Origin of the sequence: Bacillus sp. FSL K6-3312, from assembly GCF_038007485.1 — a bacterium.
Classification (GTDB): domain Bacteria; phylum Bacillota; class Bacilli; order Bacillales; family Bacillaceae; genus Bacillus; species Bacillus pumilus.
Window position 1 is genome coordinate 1,914,583 of sequence record NZ_JBBOXI010000001.1, and the last position, 15,536, is coordinate 1,930,118.

The window sequence follows — 15,536 nt, forward strand, 5'->3', positions numbered from 1 at the left end:
ACCGTGTCTCCAAGAATGGGTATCACGCAAGAAAAAATCATCGATACAGCAGCCGCATTTGTTGATGAAGAGGGCTTTTCTGCATTGACCATTGCTACATTGTCTAAAAAGCTGAACATCAGACCACCTTCTCTTTATAATCATGTATCTGGTCTTCTTGAAATTCAGGCGGCACTCGCAGAAAAAGGGCTGTCCATGCTACGTGAAGAAGGTATACACGTAACAGAGGGATTGGATAAAGAAGAAACTGTGTTAGCCTTTGCCAAACAGTATGTTCAATTTGTCCGCGAACATCCAGGCCTTTATGAAGCGGCCTTTTCACATATGGAGGAGAAAAAAGTAAGAAGTGAGGCAGAGCGCCTTGTTGAATTTGTCCAATCCATCATGGCCCGTTTTGGTGTCAAAGAAGAAGAGATGACACATGTGGTCAGAGGACTAAGAAGCTTATTGCACGGCTTCGGTGATATTTCAAATAAAAATGGATTTCAACGAAAAGAACAGCTTGAAGACAGTGTGAGCTATGCGGTCAAGCTTTATATCTCAGGTGTGTTGCAAAAAGAAGATCTGTCTCATTGACAGGTCTTTTTTTGGTAGTGAACCGATATGTTAAAGAAGCGACCATCTTGAACCAATTTTTGACAAAAAAGAATAAAGATTTGACAGTTTTGTGAAACATGGTATGCTTGTTATGTGAAATAATTCACATAGAGGAGTAGAGGCAGATGAAAAGAAAGCCTGTTTATGTGGAAACAACCATTCATGCACCGATAGAGAAAGTATGGGAATATACGCAAAATCCAAAACTTCATGAACAATGGGATTTGCGCTTTTCAACCATTTCATTAAATGAACCTCAAAATGAACAGCCCCAATCCTTTTTGTATGAAAAGCATCTTGGGTTTGGTTTCAGTGTCACAGGGACAGGAGCTTATCGAACAAGAATGATGGATGAACGGAATGAGCGGGCATCCTCACTTCATTTCAAATCGTCACACCCATTGTCTTTTATCAAAGAAGGTAGTGGCTACTGGAAGTATATGAAAACAAGCGACCACATTGTGTTTCAAACTCAATTTGATTACAAAACGAAAGAAGGAAAAGGATGGACATGGGCAGACCGGATTCTTTTTCGCCCAATGATCGGGTTTATGACAGCCTTTAGTTTTGGTGCATTAAAGACGTGGCTTGAAAAGGGAACGCATCCTCGGTTATTACTAGAGAGAACACTTGCTCATTACGGGATTTGTTTGCTGTTTGCCATCGTCTGGCTATGTCAAGCGGTCATTCCTTTTTCACATTCGGCTTTTGATCATAGCATGAGTTTTCGATTGTTTTATGCGCTTTTAGGCATATCATGGCTAATTCCCATACTATCAAAGAAATATCTCTACATTTTACAAAGTATGTTTCTTCTCATTATGCTTTGTATAGGGATCCTATCCCCGCAAACGACGCTTCATGAGCCGCTTGTGATGAGTGCATTTTTCATTTTGTCGATTGCAGGTATGATCAACCTAAAAGATTGTGTAGATGTATTTTCTATCAAACGAAAAAGGGGAGGTAGACATGGTCGTTCATCGTCATCAAGTAAAGGATTACGATAAACTGCATCCAAAGCTAAAAGAGAGATACAACCGCGCGTTTTCTGCTGAAGGTACTATGGAGGAAATAGGCGGCGGGTCAAGACTCATTCGATTGATCTTCAGAATGGGTCCACTGTTTCGTTGTTTTTTCCCCGAGAGAGGGAAAAACATTCCTTTCCAAATTGTCAACGAGCCTTTTGTGACAAATAAGGGGGAGGAAGGGATGCACTGGTATCGAACGTTTTATTTCCCAAAGAAGGAGCGGCACTTTGATGCTGATATGATCATTGATCAGAAGAGTCATACAGTACTAGACTACTTTGGAAAGCCTAGATTTCTTGTGTCAGAGCTTCATTTTACAGTAACAAAGCATGGTTTCTTGCACATCCAATCCGGCCGGCAGAAGTTTTTGATGTTCGGCAAGGAATGTCCGCTGCCTTCATGGCTTTATGGTGTGTCAGATGTAACGGAAGGCTACGATGAGCATGCAGGTGAATATACCATTGATGTCCACGTGAAAAATCGACTGTTTGGTACTCTTTTTACATATAAAGGCCGTTTTACAGAAAGGGTGTCTCATGATGAATAAGTGGCATTTGATATCCAGTCTGATCTTCATGTCTTGTTTTATCGCCACCCGTTTAATGACAGGCCGGGTAGCAGAATTTTTTGTTCTCATGGCAATTCTATTTTTTCTTCCCGCTGCCTTACATTTTTTTGAGAAAGAAGGGAAGAAACACAAGCCAGAGAGGCTGATCGGCTTTTTAATGAAAGCCTTTCCACTAGCAGCTCTTTGTGCAACCGCTGCTTTTATCTATCATTCTGCTTGGTTTGCATCGGGATGGCTTTTATATACAATCTTATTAGCGTTATTTGGCTTTTGTCGTTTACTGAAAAGAGGAATCTTTCCGCTTCATGAGCTCATGATTGATGGCGCATGGATGTATCTCGCTTTAGGCGGTCTGTGGTTTTGGCTGTACACAGCAGATATACAGGTGATGACATTTTCGCCGATCATTGTTCTTTTGACCGCTATTCATTTTCATTACTCGGCTTTTTTTATCCCGCTTTTTTATGGATTATTAGGAAGGCAGCAAGCAAAAGAGACAGCTTTATACAAAGCGGTGGGCTGGGTGATTTTGCTGTCGCCTGTGATGATTGCTGTTGGGATTAGCTTTTCCCGTCTATTTGATACGTTCAGCGTCATTCTTTATGTGATGGCCCTCTACATATATGGCATCCTTTGTATGAAAACAAGATTTCGGTCGACTTTGGCAAAAGGACTTGTTGTGTTTTCTAGCTTAGTTTTAATGGGGACGATCGTGTTATCACTTCTTTATTCCGCTGGTATGCTGATGCGTGTGACCTACATCAGCATTGATCAGATGATTTGGTTTCATGGCAGTATCAATGCTTTTTTTGTGATTTTGCCGGGTTTGATTGGCTGGCTGATTGAAGGGCCGAAGGATCAATTAAAGCAGAAGAACTTTCCGATTTCAAAAGTGCATGGCCGGTTTCAAATGATCTCTTTTCAAGAGGAAAGCGTGCATAACCCTGAGAAGCTGGGTTTAGTCGATTCGCTTGATGAATTAAATGGAACGACGTTTTCAGCTGATAGGGTCTCACCTGTGATTCGCAGATTTTATGAAGACCCTATGGCTTTTACATTAAAAGCAGCCGTCAGCTTTCATTGGTGGGTAAGGCCGTTCGTCTTTTTACTTCAGCCACTGTTTAAGAAAATAGGTCAGCTATATTTGGGGTTATCTTGTCATCCATATGAGATGAAGGGACGTCTGACTAGATTTCAACATCCGAAGGAAGAAAGGGAAAATGTTCGGGCTTGGATACGTCACAATGTAAAAGGAGAGCAAGTCTTTTTTGCTCTTTATGCTCTTCATTACGATGCAGCTGCGGGTTATATGAATATTGCGCTGCCACTTCCGTATTCTCAGCTGACAGCTATTTTAAAGCCTTTTAATGAGAAAGAAGATTTTCTATTAAAAAGCGCATGTCCAAAAGGCAGTAGCGGTGACGAAGGATTGTATTTGCATACGCCTTTTATCACCATGAAACTGCCAATGGAAGAAAGCTTTCATATGAAGCCGGAGACGGATCAAAGTCTCACAGCGGTACATCAAATGAAGCTGTTCAGTATTCCTTTTTTAACGATTCATTATCATATTGACAGTGAAAGTCATCATGTTAGTCAATGATGTCACATGGTTCACCGTGCCGAATGATGTTCACAATCGCTTGCCCATCACTCGGATGATGATCTGCATACTGGACTGGCAGCAGTGCAAAAAATACATAGTAGACTGAGAAATAAGCAAATTGATAGAAAAATTGGTGCTCTGGCAGGAAATCATTGGCGATCATTGTATTCAGTATGAGAACACTGAGCAGGTTGCATAATGAACCGCCTAAGTAGACAAGAATGTGCGACAATCGGTTATTTTTCCTCATTTCTTCATAGTGGCAAAATGCATCTAGAAAATAGATTCGTCTAATTTCAACGACGCCTACTTTCAACACTTTTTTCCCTCTGCCAAGCGCAAAGGATACCTTTGCTCCAAACATCCACGCGACCACAATATGGCCAAGCTGATGAAGGATGGCAACAATAGGAAGAATGACAAAAAACGACCAGCAAAACGTCCACATATCCGATAATGTAAACAAGTGTGAACCCTCCCCAATATATTTAGGAGGAAGCAGTAGGATTATTTGCCATTTTACTGAATTCATTTTCAGGATGCAAACATTTAATACATGACAATAAATTTATTATGTAAACTATAAAGGCGATTTTAACGCTGTATAGGCTTTTTGAACCTCCTCTATGACAAAAGGAATGTGCTACAATGGATAATCAATAGATGACGTTACCTTTTACGAAGGGGAGAGAGTCAGATGGCAGATATTGAACAGTTTTTGGCGTTAGATATTCGCGTTGGGACGATCATAGAAGCAGAATTTTTTGCAGAGGCAAGAGTACCTGCGTTGAAGCTCAAGATTGATTTTGGTGAAGAAATCGGTGTAAAGCAATCTAGTGCTCAGTTGACGAAGCGTTATACTGCGGAGAATCTTATCGGCAAACAAATCGTAGCGGTCGTTAATTTCCCGCCAAGAAGAATTGCAGGGTTCAAATCAGAAGTGCTTGTCTTAGGAGGCATGCCGTCAAAAGAAGACGTGGTGTTGTTAGCGACAGATGAACCGGTTGAGAATGGAACAAAAATAGGGTAAGAAAAAAGACATCTTCCTAAGAAGATGTCTTTTGCGTATTGAGGCGGAATAACCACACGCCACATTCGTGTGTGTCTCAAAGAGACATGTTACCCGACTTACACAATTCAGCTCATCGCTTGATTAATATAGCATGGGATGAGCTTGAATGCAACCTTTAAATGAATTCTTTCAGATTTTCTTATCATTTAACAAGACGAATGACAAGAAATCAATTATTTGGATTATTTTTTCAAAATATATTGAAAAGTCAGATCAGATTTTATAAAATGAATTCATCTTAGTTTGTTTGGTCAATAAACTAAGATGAATTTCAAGTATTGATCCCTATATTGAAGGAGATGATTCTGTCATTCGACTGTTTTGCTGCGCATTTGGGCTAAGCTGAAAGGAAGAGATGTTCAGCTACATTTTTATAACAAATTGAAAGCGCTTTATATTTCCTGTATTGATTGCTGCTGCCCTCCATCATCTGTTCGTTAGAAGAGGTTAAGTGAAGAAGGGAGAAAGCTCATGGTTAGTGAGAATTTAAAGAAGATTCGTATGTCTGAAAAAGTGGGATATGCTTCAGGGGATTTCGCATGTAATTTGATTTATGCAACTGTCTCTACGTATCTATTATTTTTCTATACAGATGTGTACGGTTTATCAGCGGCAGCAGCAGGGACGATGTTTTTGGTTGTTCGCGCCATCGATGCGCTTGCAGATCCATTTATTGGTGCAATGGTGGACCGGACGAACAGCCGTTTTGGTAGATTCAGACCTTATTTGTTATTCGGTGCGTTTCCTTTTGTCGTACTTGCCATTCTTTGCTTTACAACACCTGATTTTTCCGAAATGGGTAAACTCATTTATGCCTACATCACGTATGTTGGTTTATCGCTTACATACACATTCATCAACGTTCCTTATGGTGCTTTAACTTCTGCAATGACAAGAAATAACCAAGAAGTTGTCAGTATTACGTCCGTTCGTATGGTGTTTGCCAATCTAGGCGGTCTAGTTGTGGCTTTTTTTGTACCTTTTCTTGCGACCTTTTTAAGTGATACGACAGGAAATACAGCACTTGGCTGGCAGATGACGATGGCTTTTCTCGGCGTTCTTGGCGGCGCATTACTGATTTTCTGTTTTAAAAGCACGAATGAACGTGTCACGCTTCAAAAGCCAGAGGAAAAGATTAAATTCAGTGATATCTTTGTCCAGTTACGAGTGAATCGCCCGCTTGTTGTATTAAGCATTTTCTTTATTATTATTTTTGGTGTGAACTCGATCAGCAACTCTGTTGGGATCTATTATGTGACGTATAACCTTGGCAGAGAAGATTTAGTGAAATGGTACGGACTCATTGGCAGTCTGCCAGCTTTAATGGTGCTGCCGTTTATTCCGAAGCTGCACAAGCTGTTAGGAAAGAAAAAGCTGCTGAATTATTCTTTATCGCTGAATATCGTAGGTCTCCTTGCTTTACTTGTGATACCGCCGAGTCAAATCACTTTAATACTGATTTTCAGGCTCGTTGCTGCTGCTGGGAGTATTACAGCCGGTGCTTACATGTGGGCACTCATTCCTGAGACTGTTGAATATGGCGAATATAAAACTGGAAAAAGGATGGGCGGACTGATCTACGCAGTCATTGGATTTTTCTTTAAATTTGGAATGGCATTAGGCGGAATTGTTCCGGGGCTTGTACTCGATCGATTTGGCTATGTTGCAAACCAAATACAGACGCCAGAAGCATTGCTTGGCATTTTAATCACGGTAACAGTGATTCCTGTATGCTTACTGATTTTAGCGATGATTGATATTAATTTTTATAACCTAGATGAAGAAGAGCACCAAAAAGTCGTGAGGGAGCTTGAGAATAGGGATCAAGTATATATCGATCATATGGACGATTTTAAAATGTAGGTCGTGAAAGAGGAGGAAGTTGAATGAAAATTACCAATCCAGTACTCAAAGGATTTAACCCAGATCCAAGTATTTGCCGTGTAGGAGAAGATTATTACATGGCGGTCTCTACATTTGAATGGTTTCCAGGTGTGCAAATTTATCATTCGAAGGATCTCGTCCATTGGCGGCTTGCTGCGCGTCCTTTGCAAAAAACGTCGCAGCTGGACATGAAAGGGAATCCTGATTCTGGCGGAGTATGGGCACCGTGCCTAAGCTATGCAGATGGTCAGTTTTGGCTTATTTATTCAGATATCAAAGTAGTGGATGGTCCATTTAAAGATGGTCATAATTATTTGGTTACGGCAAGTGAAGTTGACGGTGATTGGAGTGAACCGGTTAAGCTTAATAGCTCTGGCTTTGATCCCTCTTTATTTCATGATCAAAGCGGGAAGAAATACGTCTTAAATATGCTGTGGGATCATAGGGAAAAGCACCATTCCTTTGCGGGTATTGCTCTGCAGGAATATAGCGTGACGGAAAAGAAACTCATTGGTGAGCGGAAGGTCATTTTTAAAGGCACACCGATTAAATTGACAGAAGCACCGCATCTTTATCACATCGGTGATTACTATTATTTATTAACAGCAGAAGGAGGCACCAGGTACGAGCATGCGGCAACAATTGCCCGTTCCCCGAAGATTGAAGGGCCTTATGAGGTTCATCCTGATAACCCAATTTTAAGTGCTTTTCACACGCCTGAACATCCGCTTCAAAAATGTGGGCATGCTTCCATTGTTCAAACGCATACAAATGAATGGTATCTCGCCCATCTGACTGGCCGCCCTATTCAATCAAGCAAGGAATCTATTTTTCAACAGAGAGGGTGGTGTCCTTTAGGAAGAGAAACAGCGATTCAAAAGCTTGAATGGAAGGATGGCTGGCCGTATGTTGTGGGCGGAAAAGAAGGAACGCTGGAGGTTGAAGCGCCAGCGATCAACGAAAAGGTTTTTGCTCCTACCTACCATACAGTCGATGAGTTTAAAGAATCAACGTTAAATAGACACTTCCAAACATTAAGAATTCCTTTTACTGAACAGATCGGTTCATTAACGGAAAAACCTCAGCATTTAAGGTTATACGGTCAGGAATCTCTAACATCTAAGTTTACTCAAGCTTTCGTTGCAAGGCGCTGGCAAAGCTTTTATTTTGAAGCAGAGACAGCTGTGTTGTTCTTTCCAGAGAATTTTCAGCAAGCCGCTGGTCTTGTGAATTATTACAATACGGAAAATTGGACAGCGCTTCAGGTGACATATGACGAAGAACTTGGCCGCATTCTTGAATTATCTGCCTGTCAAAACCTTTCCTTTTCTCAGCCATTGACACAAAAAATCGTCATTCCAGAGGATGTCACCTATGTGTATTTAAAAGTGACCGTTCAGAAAGAAACATATACCTATTCTTATTCTTTTGATCAAAAAGACTGGAAGGAAATTGATGTGATATTCGAATCTAGCCATCTATCTGATGACTTCATTCGAGGAGGAGGATTTTTTACAGGGGCATTTGTCGGCATGCAGTGCCAGGATACAAGTGGTGAGCGTCTTCCTGCTGATTTCAACTATTTCCGTTATGAGGAAACAGATAAATAAAAAAGACAACACGGTAAGAGCTGTCTTTTTTATTTATGAATCTGTCACGGTGAGAGGGTGGCATCTTGCAGAAAAGCTTCAATGACGAGAGATGTCATCCCTAATACCGGTGCGTTGTGTCCTAATGACGAAGGAAGCAGCTCGACATGTGAACTGAATAGAGTGTCTATCCTTGAGGATACCTCCTCTTGAATCACACGTAGAACCGTCGGCTGCGCTTCAATCACTTTGTTTCGTAAAATAATCGATTGCGGGTTAAAGGTATGCAGGACGTTTGTGAGGCCGACTCCAAGATAAAAACCAAAGTTGCGCAAGGCATTGAGCGTTTTCATGTCATTTAACATTGCCAGCTGTTCCACATCTTGGTGAGAGATGGGCTGATCATTTGTTTGAAGGGACTGAAACAAGGCTTTCTCAGATGCATACAGCTCCCAACATCCACGGTTTCCGCAGCTGCAAGTTGGTCCATTAAAGTCGATGGTCATATGTCCCATTTCACCAGAAAAGCCGTATGCACCTCTGTATAAATGATGATTGATAATGATCCCGATTCCAATGCCAGTGCCGATGCTGGCATAGATCAAATGATCATAATGTTTAGCGGCACCAAAGATTTTTTCACCATATGCACCAGCATTTGCTTCATTTTCAATGAATATGGGTACTTGGAATGCGTCTTGGAGCGTTGTTTTTAGGTCAACATTTTTCCATTTAGAATGCGGCGTAAACACGATTTGTTGATCGGCATCCACTAGCCCGGGTATACATAGGCCAATACCTATGAGCCCATATGGGGAAGAGGGGATTTGTGCCATCAACTGCTGTATTAATTCAGTTAATATGCGTATGGTCACATCAGGAGCGCTTGATGGGAGCCTGATCTGCTCTTCTTGAAGGATGGACCCTTCAAGGTCGGTTAAAATGCCATTGACATAATCAACGCCGACATCAATCCCGATGGAGCAGCCAGCACGTTTATTAAACATCAGTAAAACCGGTCTTCTCCCGCCGCTAGACTCACCTTGGCCGATCTCATAGACGAGTTGCTCTTTCATTAATGTACTCACTTGAGAGGAAACAGTCGATTTATTTAACCCAGTGCGTTCAGATAATTTGGCTCTAGAAATTGGCGCATGCTGGAGAATTTCTTTTAATAATAGCTTTTGATTTATTTTTTTCACAAAGTTCTGATCAGCGATATCCATGTTATCCACTCCATTTGTTTCGTCTTTAGATTAAGTGAAGAAAAAAGCTGTTTTTCTTCGCCTGTCATCTGTAAGAAGGATGATTTTAACTTTATTATAACGAAAATATTTCTAAAAAACTAAAAAATGTGGAAAATTCAAAGTGAATTGATCATCAATTGAACATTAGTTTGTTGAATCAACTTACAAAGATATTCATAGGAGGAATAAAAGATGGCCAACTCAAATATGAAAACGTTACACAGCTTAGAAGGGATCGGAAAAATACAATTTGAAGGAAAACAATCAAAAAACCCACTCGCTTTTAAACACTATGATCCAAGCGAAGTGATTGGCGGAAAAACTATGAAAGATCATTTGCGCTTCTCAGTCGCTTATTGGCATACATTGACTGCTGATGGAACAGACATGTTTGGAACTGGTACGATGCAGAGGGCCTGGGACTCCTATAGCGGGATGGATTTAGCAAAAGCTAGATTGGAAGTAGCCTTTCAACTGTTTGATCTATTGGATGTTCCGTATTTTTCCTTCCATGACCGTGACATTGCACCGGAGGGAGATACGCTTCAAGAGACCAATCAGCAATTAGACATCATTTTAGAAAGAATGAAAGAATACATGCGTGATAGCGGAGTCAAGCTGCTGTGGAATACGGCCAATATGTTCAAGCATCCTAGGTTTGTACACGGCGCAGCGACATCTTGTCATGCAGATGTCTTTGCTTATGCAGCCGCACAGGTGAAAAAAGGCATCGAAACAGCTAAAGAACTTGGCGCAGAAAATTACGTTTTCTGGGGAGGACGAGAAGGATACGATACTCTGCTGAATACTGATATGAAAAGAGAGCTTGACCACATGGCGTCATTCTTGCATATGGCTGTTGATTATGCAAAGGAGATTGGATACACTGGCCAATTTTTAATTGAGCCTAAGCCAAAGGAGCCAACCACTCATCAATACGATGCAGATGCAGCGACATCTATTGCCTTTTTAAAGCAATACGGACTAGATTCATATTTCAAATTGAATATCGAGGCCAATCATGCGACGCTTGCTGGTCATACGTTTGAGCATGAATTACGCGTCTCAAGGATACATGGATTGCTCGGTTCTGTGGATGCGAACCAAGGGAATACGCTGCTTGGCTGGGACACTGATGAATTTCCAACCGATTTATATGCCACAACTCTTGCCATGTATGAAATTTTGCAAAATGGCGGACTAGGAACTGGCGGTCTCAATTTTGATGCAAAAGTGAGAAGAGCTTCTTTTGAGCTTGAAGATATTTTGTATGCCCATATTGCGGGTATGGATGCATTCGCAAAAGGACTGAGGGTCGCTCATAGACTCATAGAAGATCGTGTGTTTGAAGATGTGATCAAGCACCGGTATCGCAGTTTTTCTGAAGGGATTGGCCGTGACATTTCAGAAGGAAAGGCAAACTTTCATACATTAGAAGAGTATGCGCTCAAACACCCTTTAATCAGAAACGAATCGGGAAGAGAGGAACAGTTGAAAGCCCGATTAAATCAATACTTGTTAGAAGATTGATTGAAGAAGCGGACCTGTTTTGAAGGAGTGAAGACATGAAGTATGTGATGGGAATTGATCTTGGAACGAGCGGAGTCAAAGCCATATTAGTCGATGAGGATGGAAAGGTGTGCGGCGAGACCACTAAGCCTTACCGCCTCATTCAAGATAAACCTGGATATTGTGAACAGAACCCAGAGGATTGGGTTAAGCAGACAGTGGCTGCGATGAAAGAACTGATGGCAAGACAGCCTGTCCTTTCAAAGAAAGTAGAGGGCATCAGCTTTTCTGGACAGATGCATGGTCTGGTTCTTTTAAATGAATCCCGCAAGGTGCTCCGCCCTGCGATTTTATGGAATGATACACGAACGACTGCGCAATGTACACGCATCACAAAAAAGCTGGGGAAACAGCTGCAAAAGATCACGAAAAATCAGGCGTTAGAAGGATTTACACTGCCAAAATTATTATGGGTAAAGGAACATGAACCAGAAATTGATCAACAAATCGACATGTTTTTACTCCCAAAAGATTATGTCAGATTTCGTTTAACAGGGACTGTTCATATCGATTATTCTGATGCGGCTGGCACATTGCTGTTAAATATTGGAGAGCAAGCGTGGAGTAAAGAAATTTGTCAGGCATTTGATATTTCTCCTCATATTTGTCCGCCGCTTATCTCATCAGAGGAAGAGGTCGGTACACTTTTGCCGCACATTGCACGTGAGACGGGGATCGAAGAGGGGGCAAAAGTCTTTGCTGGCGGGGCAGACAATGCTTGCGGAGCAATTGGTGCTGGTATTTTATCCTCTGGCCGCACGTTATGCAGCATTGGTACATCTGGCGTCATTCTCTCTTACGAAGAGGATCATGAAAGAGAGCTTCAAGGGAACTTGCATTTGTTTCATCATGCAAAAAAAGATGCTTTTTACACAATGGGTGTGACCCTTTCAGCAGGATATAGCCTTAATTGGGTAAAACATTTACTGGCTCCAGAGGAATCGTTCCAATCACTTTTAGAGGGTGCAGTTGATGTCGCGCCAGGAGCGAATGGATTGCTCTTCACGCCATATTTAGTAGGGGAGAGAACACCTCATGCGGATTCTACCATTCGTGGAAGCTTGATTGGTTTAGACAGCAGGCATGAAAGGGCGCATGTCGTCAGGGCTGTGCTAGAAGGGATTACCTTCTCGTTAAATGAATCTATTGCCTTATTCCGGCAAGCAGGAAAATACATAGATTCTATTGTGTCCATTGGGGGTGGTGCAAGAAGCCGGACATGGCTTCAAATGCAAGCAGACATTTTTCAGGCTGAGGTCATCCAGTTAGACAATGAACAAGGGCCTGCTTTAGGTGCAGCTATGCTGGCCGCCGTTGGTTGCGGCTGGTATCCATCGCTTGAGACATGTGCAGATCAGTTTATTCATCAAGCTGCTGTCTATGAGCCAGAGCAGCAACATGCAAGTATATATGCTGATCTATTTCATCTGTATCAAAAGATCTATACACAAACAAGAGACATCCATGCCGGGTTAGAACAATACCGTTCCGTCTAGCAGAGAATGGTGACATGAAAGGAGGTGATGAGCTCGCTTCATCTTAGAGAAGGCAGAACAATTTTAATGAAAAAAGGAGAGGGATGGAAAATGAATTTGAAAAGATTGAGGCTGTTGTTTGTGATGTGTATTGGGTTTGTGTTGACACTGACTGCTGTACCAGCTTATGCGAAAACGATTTATAATAATGAAGTAGGTACACATAGCGGGTATGATTACGAATTATGGAAGGATCATGGAAACACCTCGATGACACTTAATAACGGCGGGGCATTTAGTGCAGGCTGGAACAATATTAATAATGCTTTATTTAGAAAAGGAAAGAAGTTTGATTCCACTAAAACTCATCATCAGCTTGGTAACATCTCTATCAATTACAACGCAAACTTTAACCCAGGTGGGAATTCCTACTTATGTGTCTATGGCTGGACACAATCTCCATTAGCAGAATACTACATTGTTGATTCATGGGGCACCTATCGCCCAACAGGAGCGTATAAAGGATCATTTTATGCAGATGGGGGCACGTATGACATTTATGAAACGACCCGTGTCAATCAGCCTTCCATTATTGGAATTGCGACCTTCAAGCAATATTGGAGTGTACGTCAATCGAAACGTACGAGTGGAACGGTATCTGTCAGTGCACATTTCAAAAAATGGGAAAGCTTAGGGATGCCAATGGGCAAAATGTATGAAACGGCATTTACTGTAGAAGGCTATCAAAGCAACGGAAGTGCGAATGTAACGACCAACCAGTTGTTTATTGGTCAATAGAAAGCATTAAAAAGCCAGCAGTTTTTGCTGGCTTTTCTTCTGTCTATGATCATTTTTCAACTTCCACTCTGCCAGAAAAGAACGTCGCACCACCGCCCATATCTGCTAGCCGATCAGGTGTTAGTCCGTTGACTAGCTGTTTTTTGCCTTTTTGATCTGCCCATAATCCTTGACTGACCACAACACCAGGTAATACATTGTGACCGACTGACACGACAAGCTCGCATTCTCCTCGGTCATTCAGCACACGCACCATGTCACCATCTTCAATCTCTCTTGCCTTTGCATCAACTTCATTCATGTGAAGCTTAGGAAACTTCTCGAGCTTTTGATGCTTTTCATGAAGTGAGAAGGTCGAGTTAAGGAAATTATGATTCGGTCCCGGTATAAAGGTAAGCGGATATTCGCTTTCCTGATAAAGGGGCACGTAGGTTGGCAGTGCTGGATATCCGTCTTTTTTCATTTGTTCAGAATAAAGCTCAATTTTGCCGCTCGGGGTAGAGAGCTTTAAGTCTTGGAAAGGTCCTCGTTTTGCTTTGATCCATTTCTTTTCTTTTAATGCCTCGTATGAAATGTCCTCATAATGCGGATTTTCTGGATGATGAAGGGCTTGTTCCATGAGTTCCGCATCTGTCTCGTGGAAGGCTTCATCTTCAAAGCCCATCGCATGGGCTAACAAGCGGAACACTTCTGTATTGGATTTGCTTTCTCCATAGCGTTCAATCACTGGCTCTTGAATTTGAATATAATGGTGCCAGTATGATGTATAGAAATCCTCATTTTCAAAAGCGGATGTTGCCGGCAGGACAATGTCTGCATACTTAGCTGTCTCTGTCAGAAATAGATCATGAACGACTGTAAATAAGTCATCTCTCAGCAAACCTTCTCTTACTTTATTCGCTTCAGGCGCGACAACGGCTGGATTGCACGAGTAGACAAAGAGTGAATCAATGGAAGGCGCTGCATTCGTTAGCACACTGCCCAGCTGATTCATATTAAATGACCTAGGCGTGTCGTCCTTTAATAGATCTGGCCGCTGAAGAGCGGTTTCATTATAGCTGAGAAAAGAAGAGTTTGATTTCATCGCACCGCCGCCCTTGTGGAGCCACTGGCCAGTGAGGGCAGGGAGGCAGGAAATGGTTCGAATACTCATTCCGCCATTATCATGGTGCTGCAAACCATTGCCAATACGAATAAGAGATGGCGATATCTCTGCGTACATTCTTGCAAGTGTAACAATGTCCTCTTTTGAAACCCCAGTGATACCCTCAACAGTGTCTGGATCATACTGCTTCACATGCTCACGCAGCTCCTTATGACCGGTTGTATAAGATTCTAAAAAGGCTTCATCTGTCAGTCCTTCTTTAAAAAGGACATGCATGATGCCAAGGGCAAGGGCACTGTCAGTACCAGGTCGAAGCGGAATGAACCAATCTGCCATCCGTCCAGTTTGGTTCTTGTGAACATCAATCACGACAATCTTTGCTCCTTGCTTTCGCGCTTTTTGTGCGAGGGTGATTTGGTGCATATTGGTCGACACGGCATTGATGCCCCAAAAGATGAATAGTTTCGTATGAATGGTCTCTTCTGGATCTGTCCCAATGCTTGCACCCATTGTATATTTATAGCCAGTCGTTCCTGCTGACTGACAGATGGTCCGGTCTAACTGACTTGAACCAAGACGATAGAAAAAGCGGCGGTCCATGCCTTCTGCATTCAGATTGCCCATATTCCCATAGAAGCTGTAAGGCAGAATACTTTCTGAACCTTTTTCGTCAATCAGCTTTGTCCATTTTTGCCGAATGGTTTCAATGGCTTCTTCCCACGTAATCGGAGCAAATTGTCCATCGCCTTTGCGGCCAACACGCTTCAAAGGAGTGGTCAGTCGTTTTTCATCATATAAACGGGCTGTGACATTCCGCACTTTGTTACATATGTTGCCTTGGGTGACGGGGTGGTCTGGATCTCCCTGCACTTTTACGATCTTTCCATTTTCTTTATGTATCAAAAGACCGCACTGATCCGGGCAATCTAACGAACAAACTGATTTGAATATTCCGTCTTTCATTGCTGTATAATCGGTCATGAATTTTTGGCTCCTTT

13 protein-coding genes are annotated in these 15,536 nt (G+C 42.0%); 10 read left to right on the forward strand and 3 right to left on the reverse strand.

Annotation, left to right across the window (positions count from 1 at the left end; genetic code table 11):
- Positions 1 to 3 precede the first annotated feature (3 nt).
- The 4 genes from MHI11_RS10115 to MHI11_RS10130 all read left to right on the forward strand — a co-directional run bounded on the left by MHI11_RS10115 (position 4) and on the right by MHI11_RS10130 (position 3,796).
- Positions 4 to 576 (forward strand): TetR/AcrR family transcriptional regulator, encoded by a 573-nt coding sequence (locus MHI11_RS10115; protein WP_340960989.1) that lies wholly within the window; start codon positions 4 to 6, stop codon positions 574 to 576.
- A gap of 146 nt (positions 577 to 722) precedes the next feature.
- Positions 723 to 1,604 (forward strand): hypothetical protein, encoded by an 882-nt coding sequence (locus tag MHI11_RS10120; protein ID WP_340911151.1) that lies wholly within the window; start codon positions 723 to 725, stop codon positions 1,602 to 1,604.
- Positions 1,567 to 2,172 (forward strand): DUF4166 domain-containing protein, encoded by a 606-nt coding sequence (locus tag MHI11_RS10125; protein ID WP_340911149.1) that lies wholly within the window; start codon positions 1,567 to 1,569, stop codon positions 2,170 to 2,172. The genes MHI11_RS10120 and MHI11_RS10125 overlap by 38 nt, the downstream gene beginning before the upstream one ends.
- Positions 2,165 to 3,796, forward strand: coding sequence for a YndJ family protein (locus tag MHI11_RS10130; protein ID WP_340960990.1), 1,632 nt, complete (start codon positions 2,165 to 2,167; stop codon positions 3,794 to 3,796). The genes MHI11_RS10125 and MHI11_RS10130 overlap by 8 nt, the downstream gene beginning before the upstream one ends.
- On the opposite strand, the gene MHI11_RS10135 is transcribed toward MHI11_RS10130, so the two are convergent.
- Entirely contained in the window at positions 3,786 to 4,265 is a 480-nt protein-coding gene (locus tag MHI11_RS10135; protein ID WP_003216048.1) for a site-2 protease family protein, read from the reverse strand. The two genes, MHI11_RS10130 and MHI11_RS10135, sit on opposite strands and share 11 nt — an antisense overlap.
- Positions 4,266 to 4,496: 231 nt before the next feature.
- On the opposite strand from MHI11_RS10135, the gene csaA reads away from it, so the two are divergent.
- From csaA to MHI11_RS10150, 3 genes are all read left to right on the forward strand, one after another.
- On the forward strand, positions 4,497 to 4,829 hold the full coding sequence (gene csaA / locus MHI11_RS10140) for a chaperone CsaA (protein ID WP_113768470.1): 333 nt from the start codon (positions 4,497 to 4,499) through the stop codon (positions 4,827 to 4,829).
- Positions 4,830 to 5,342: 513 nt separating this feature from the next.
- Positions 5,343 to 6,734 carry an MFS transporter gene (locus MHI11_RS10145; protein WP_065098176.1) on the forward strand — a complete coding sequence of 464 codons (1,392 nt, stop codon included), beginning with the start codon at positions 5,343 to 5,345 and terminating at the stop codon, positions 6,732 to 6,734.
- Between the two features lie 23 nt (positions 6,735 to 6,757).
- Positions 6,758 to 8,365 (forward strand): glycoside hydrolase family 43 protein, encoded by a 1,608-nt coding sequence (locus MHI11_RS10150; protein WP_340960991.1) that lies wholly within the window; start codon positions 6,758 to 6,760, stop codon positions 8,363 to 8,365.
- Between the two features lie 44 nt (positions 8,366 to 8,409).
- Here MHI11_RS10150 and MHI11_RS10155 read toward each other — a convergent pair whose 3' ends face one another.
- On the reverse strand, positions 8,410 to 9,570 hold the full coding sequence (locus MHI11_RS10155) for an ROK family transcriptional regulator (RefSeq protein WP_340960992.1): 1,161 nt from the start codon (positions 9,568 to 9,570) through the stop codon (positions 8,410 to 8,412).
- Positions 9,571 to 9,783: 213 nt separating this feature from the next.
- On the opposite strand from MHI11_RS10155, the gene xylA reads away from it, so the two are divergent.
- The 3 genes from xylA (at position 9,784) to MHI11_RS10170 (ending at position 13,433) form a co-directional block, all read left to right on the forward strand.
- Positions 9,784 to 11,121: a xylose isomerase gene (gene xylA, locus MHI11_RS10160; protein WP_340911132.1), complete on the forward strand. Its 1,338-nt coding sequence runs from the start codon at positions 9,784 to 9,786 to the stop codon at positions 11,119 to 11,121.
- Between the two features lie 35 nt (positions 11,122 to 11,156).
- Positions 11,157 to 12,656: a xylulokinase gene (gene xylB, locus MHI11_RS10165; protein ID WP_340960993.1), complete on the forward strand. Its 1,500-nt coding sequence runs from the start codon at positions 11,157 to 11,159 to the stop codon at positions 12,654 to 12,656.
- A gap of 90 nt (positions 12,657 to 12,746) precedes the next feature.
- Positions 12,747 to 13,433 (forward strand): glycoside hydrolase family 11 protein, encoded by a 687-nt coding sequence (locus tag MHI11_RS10170; RefSeq protein WP_034620516.1) that lies wholly within the window; start codon positions 12,747 to 12,749, stop codon positions 13,431 to 13,433.
- A gap of 49 nt (positions 13,434 to 13,482) precedes the next feature.
- On the opposite strand, the gene MHI11_RS10175 is transcribed toward MHI11_RS10170, so the two are convergent.
- Positions 13,483 to 15,519 carry a molybdopterin oxidoreductase family protein gene (locus MHI11_RS10175; protein ID WP_340960994.1) on the reverse strand — a complete coding sequence of 679 codons (2,037 nt, stop codon included), beginning with the start codon at positions 15,517 to 15,519 and terminating at the stop codon, positions 13,483 to 13,485.
- Positions 15,520 to 15,536 lie beyond the last annotated feature (17 nt).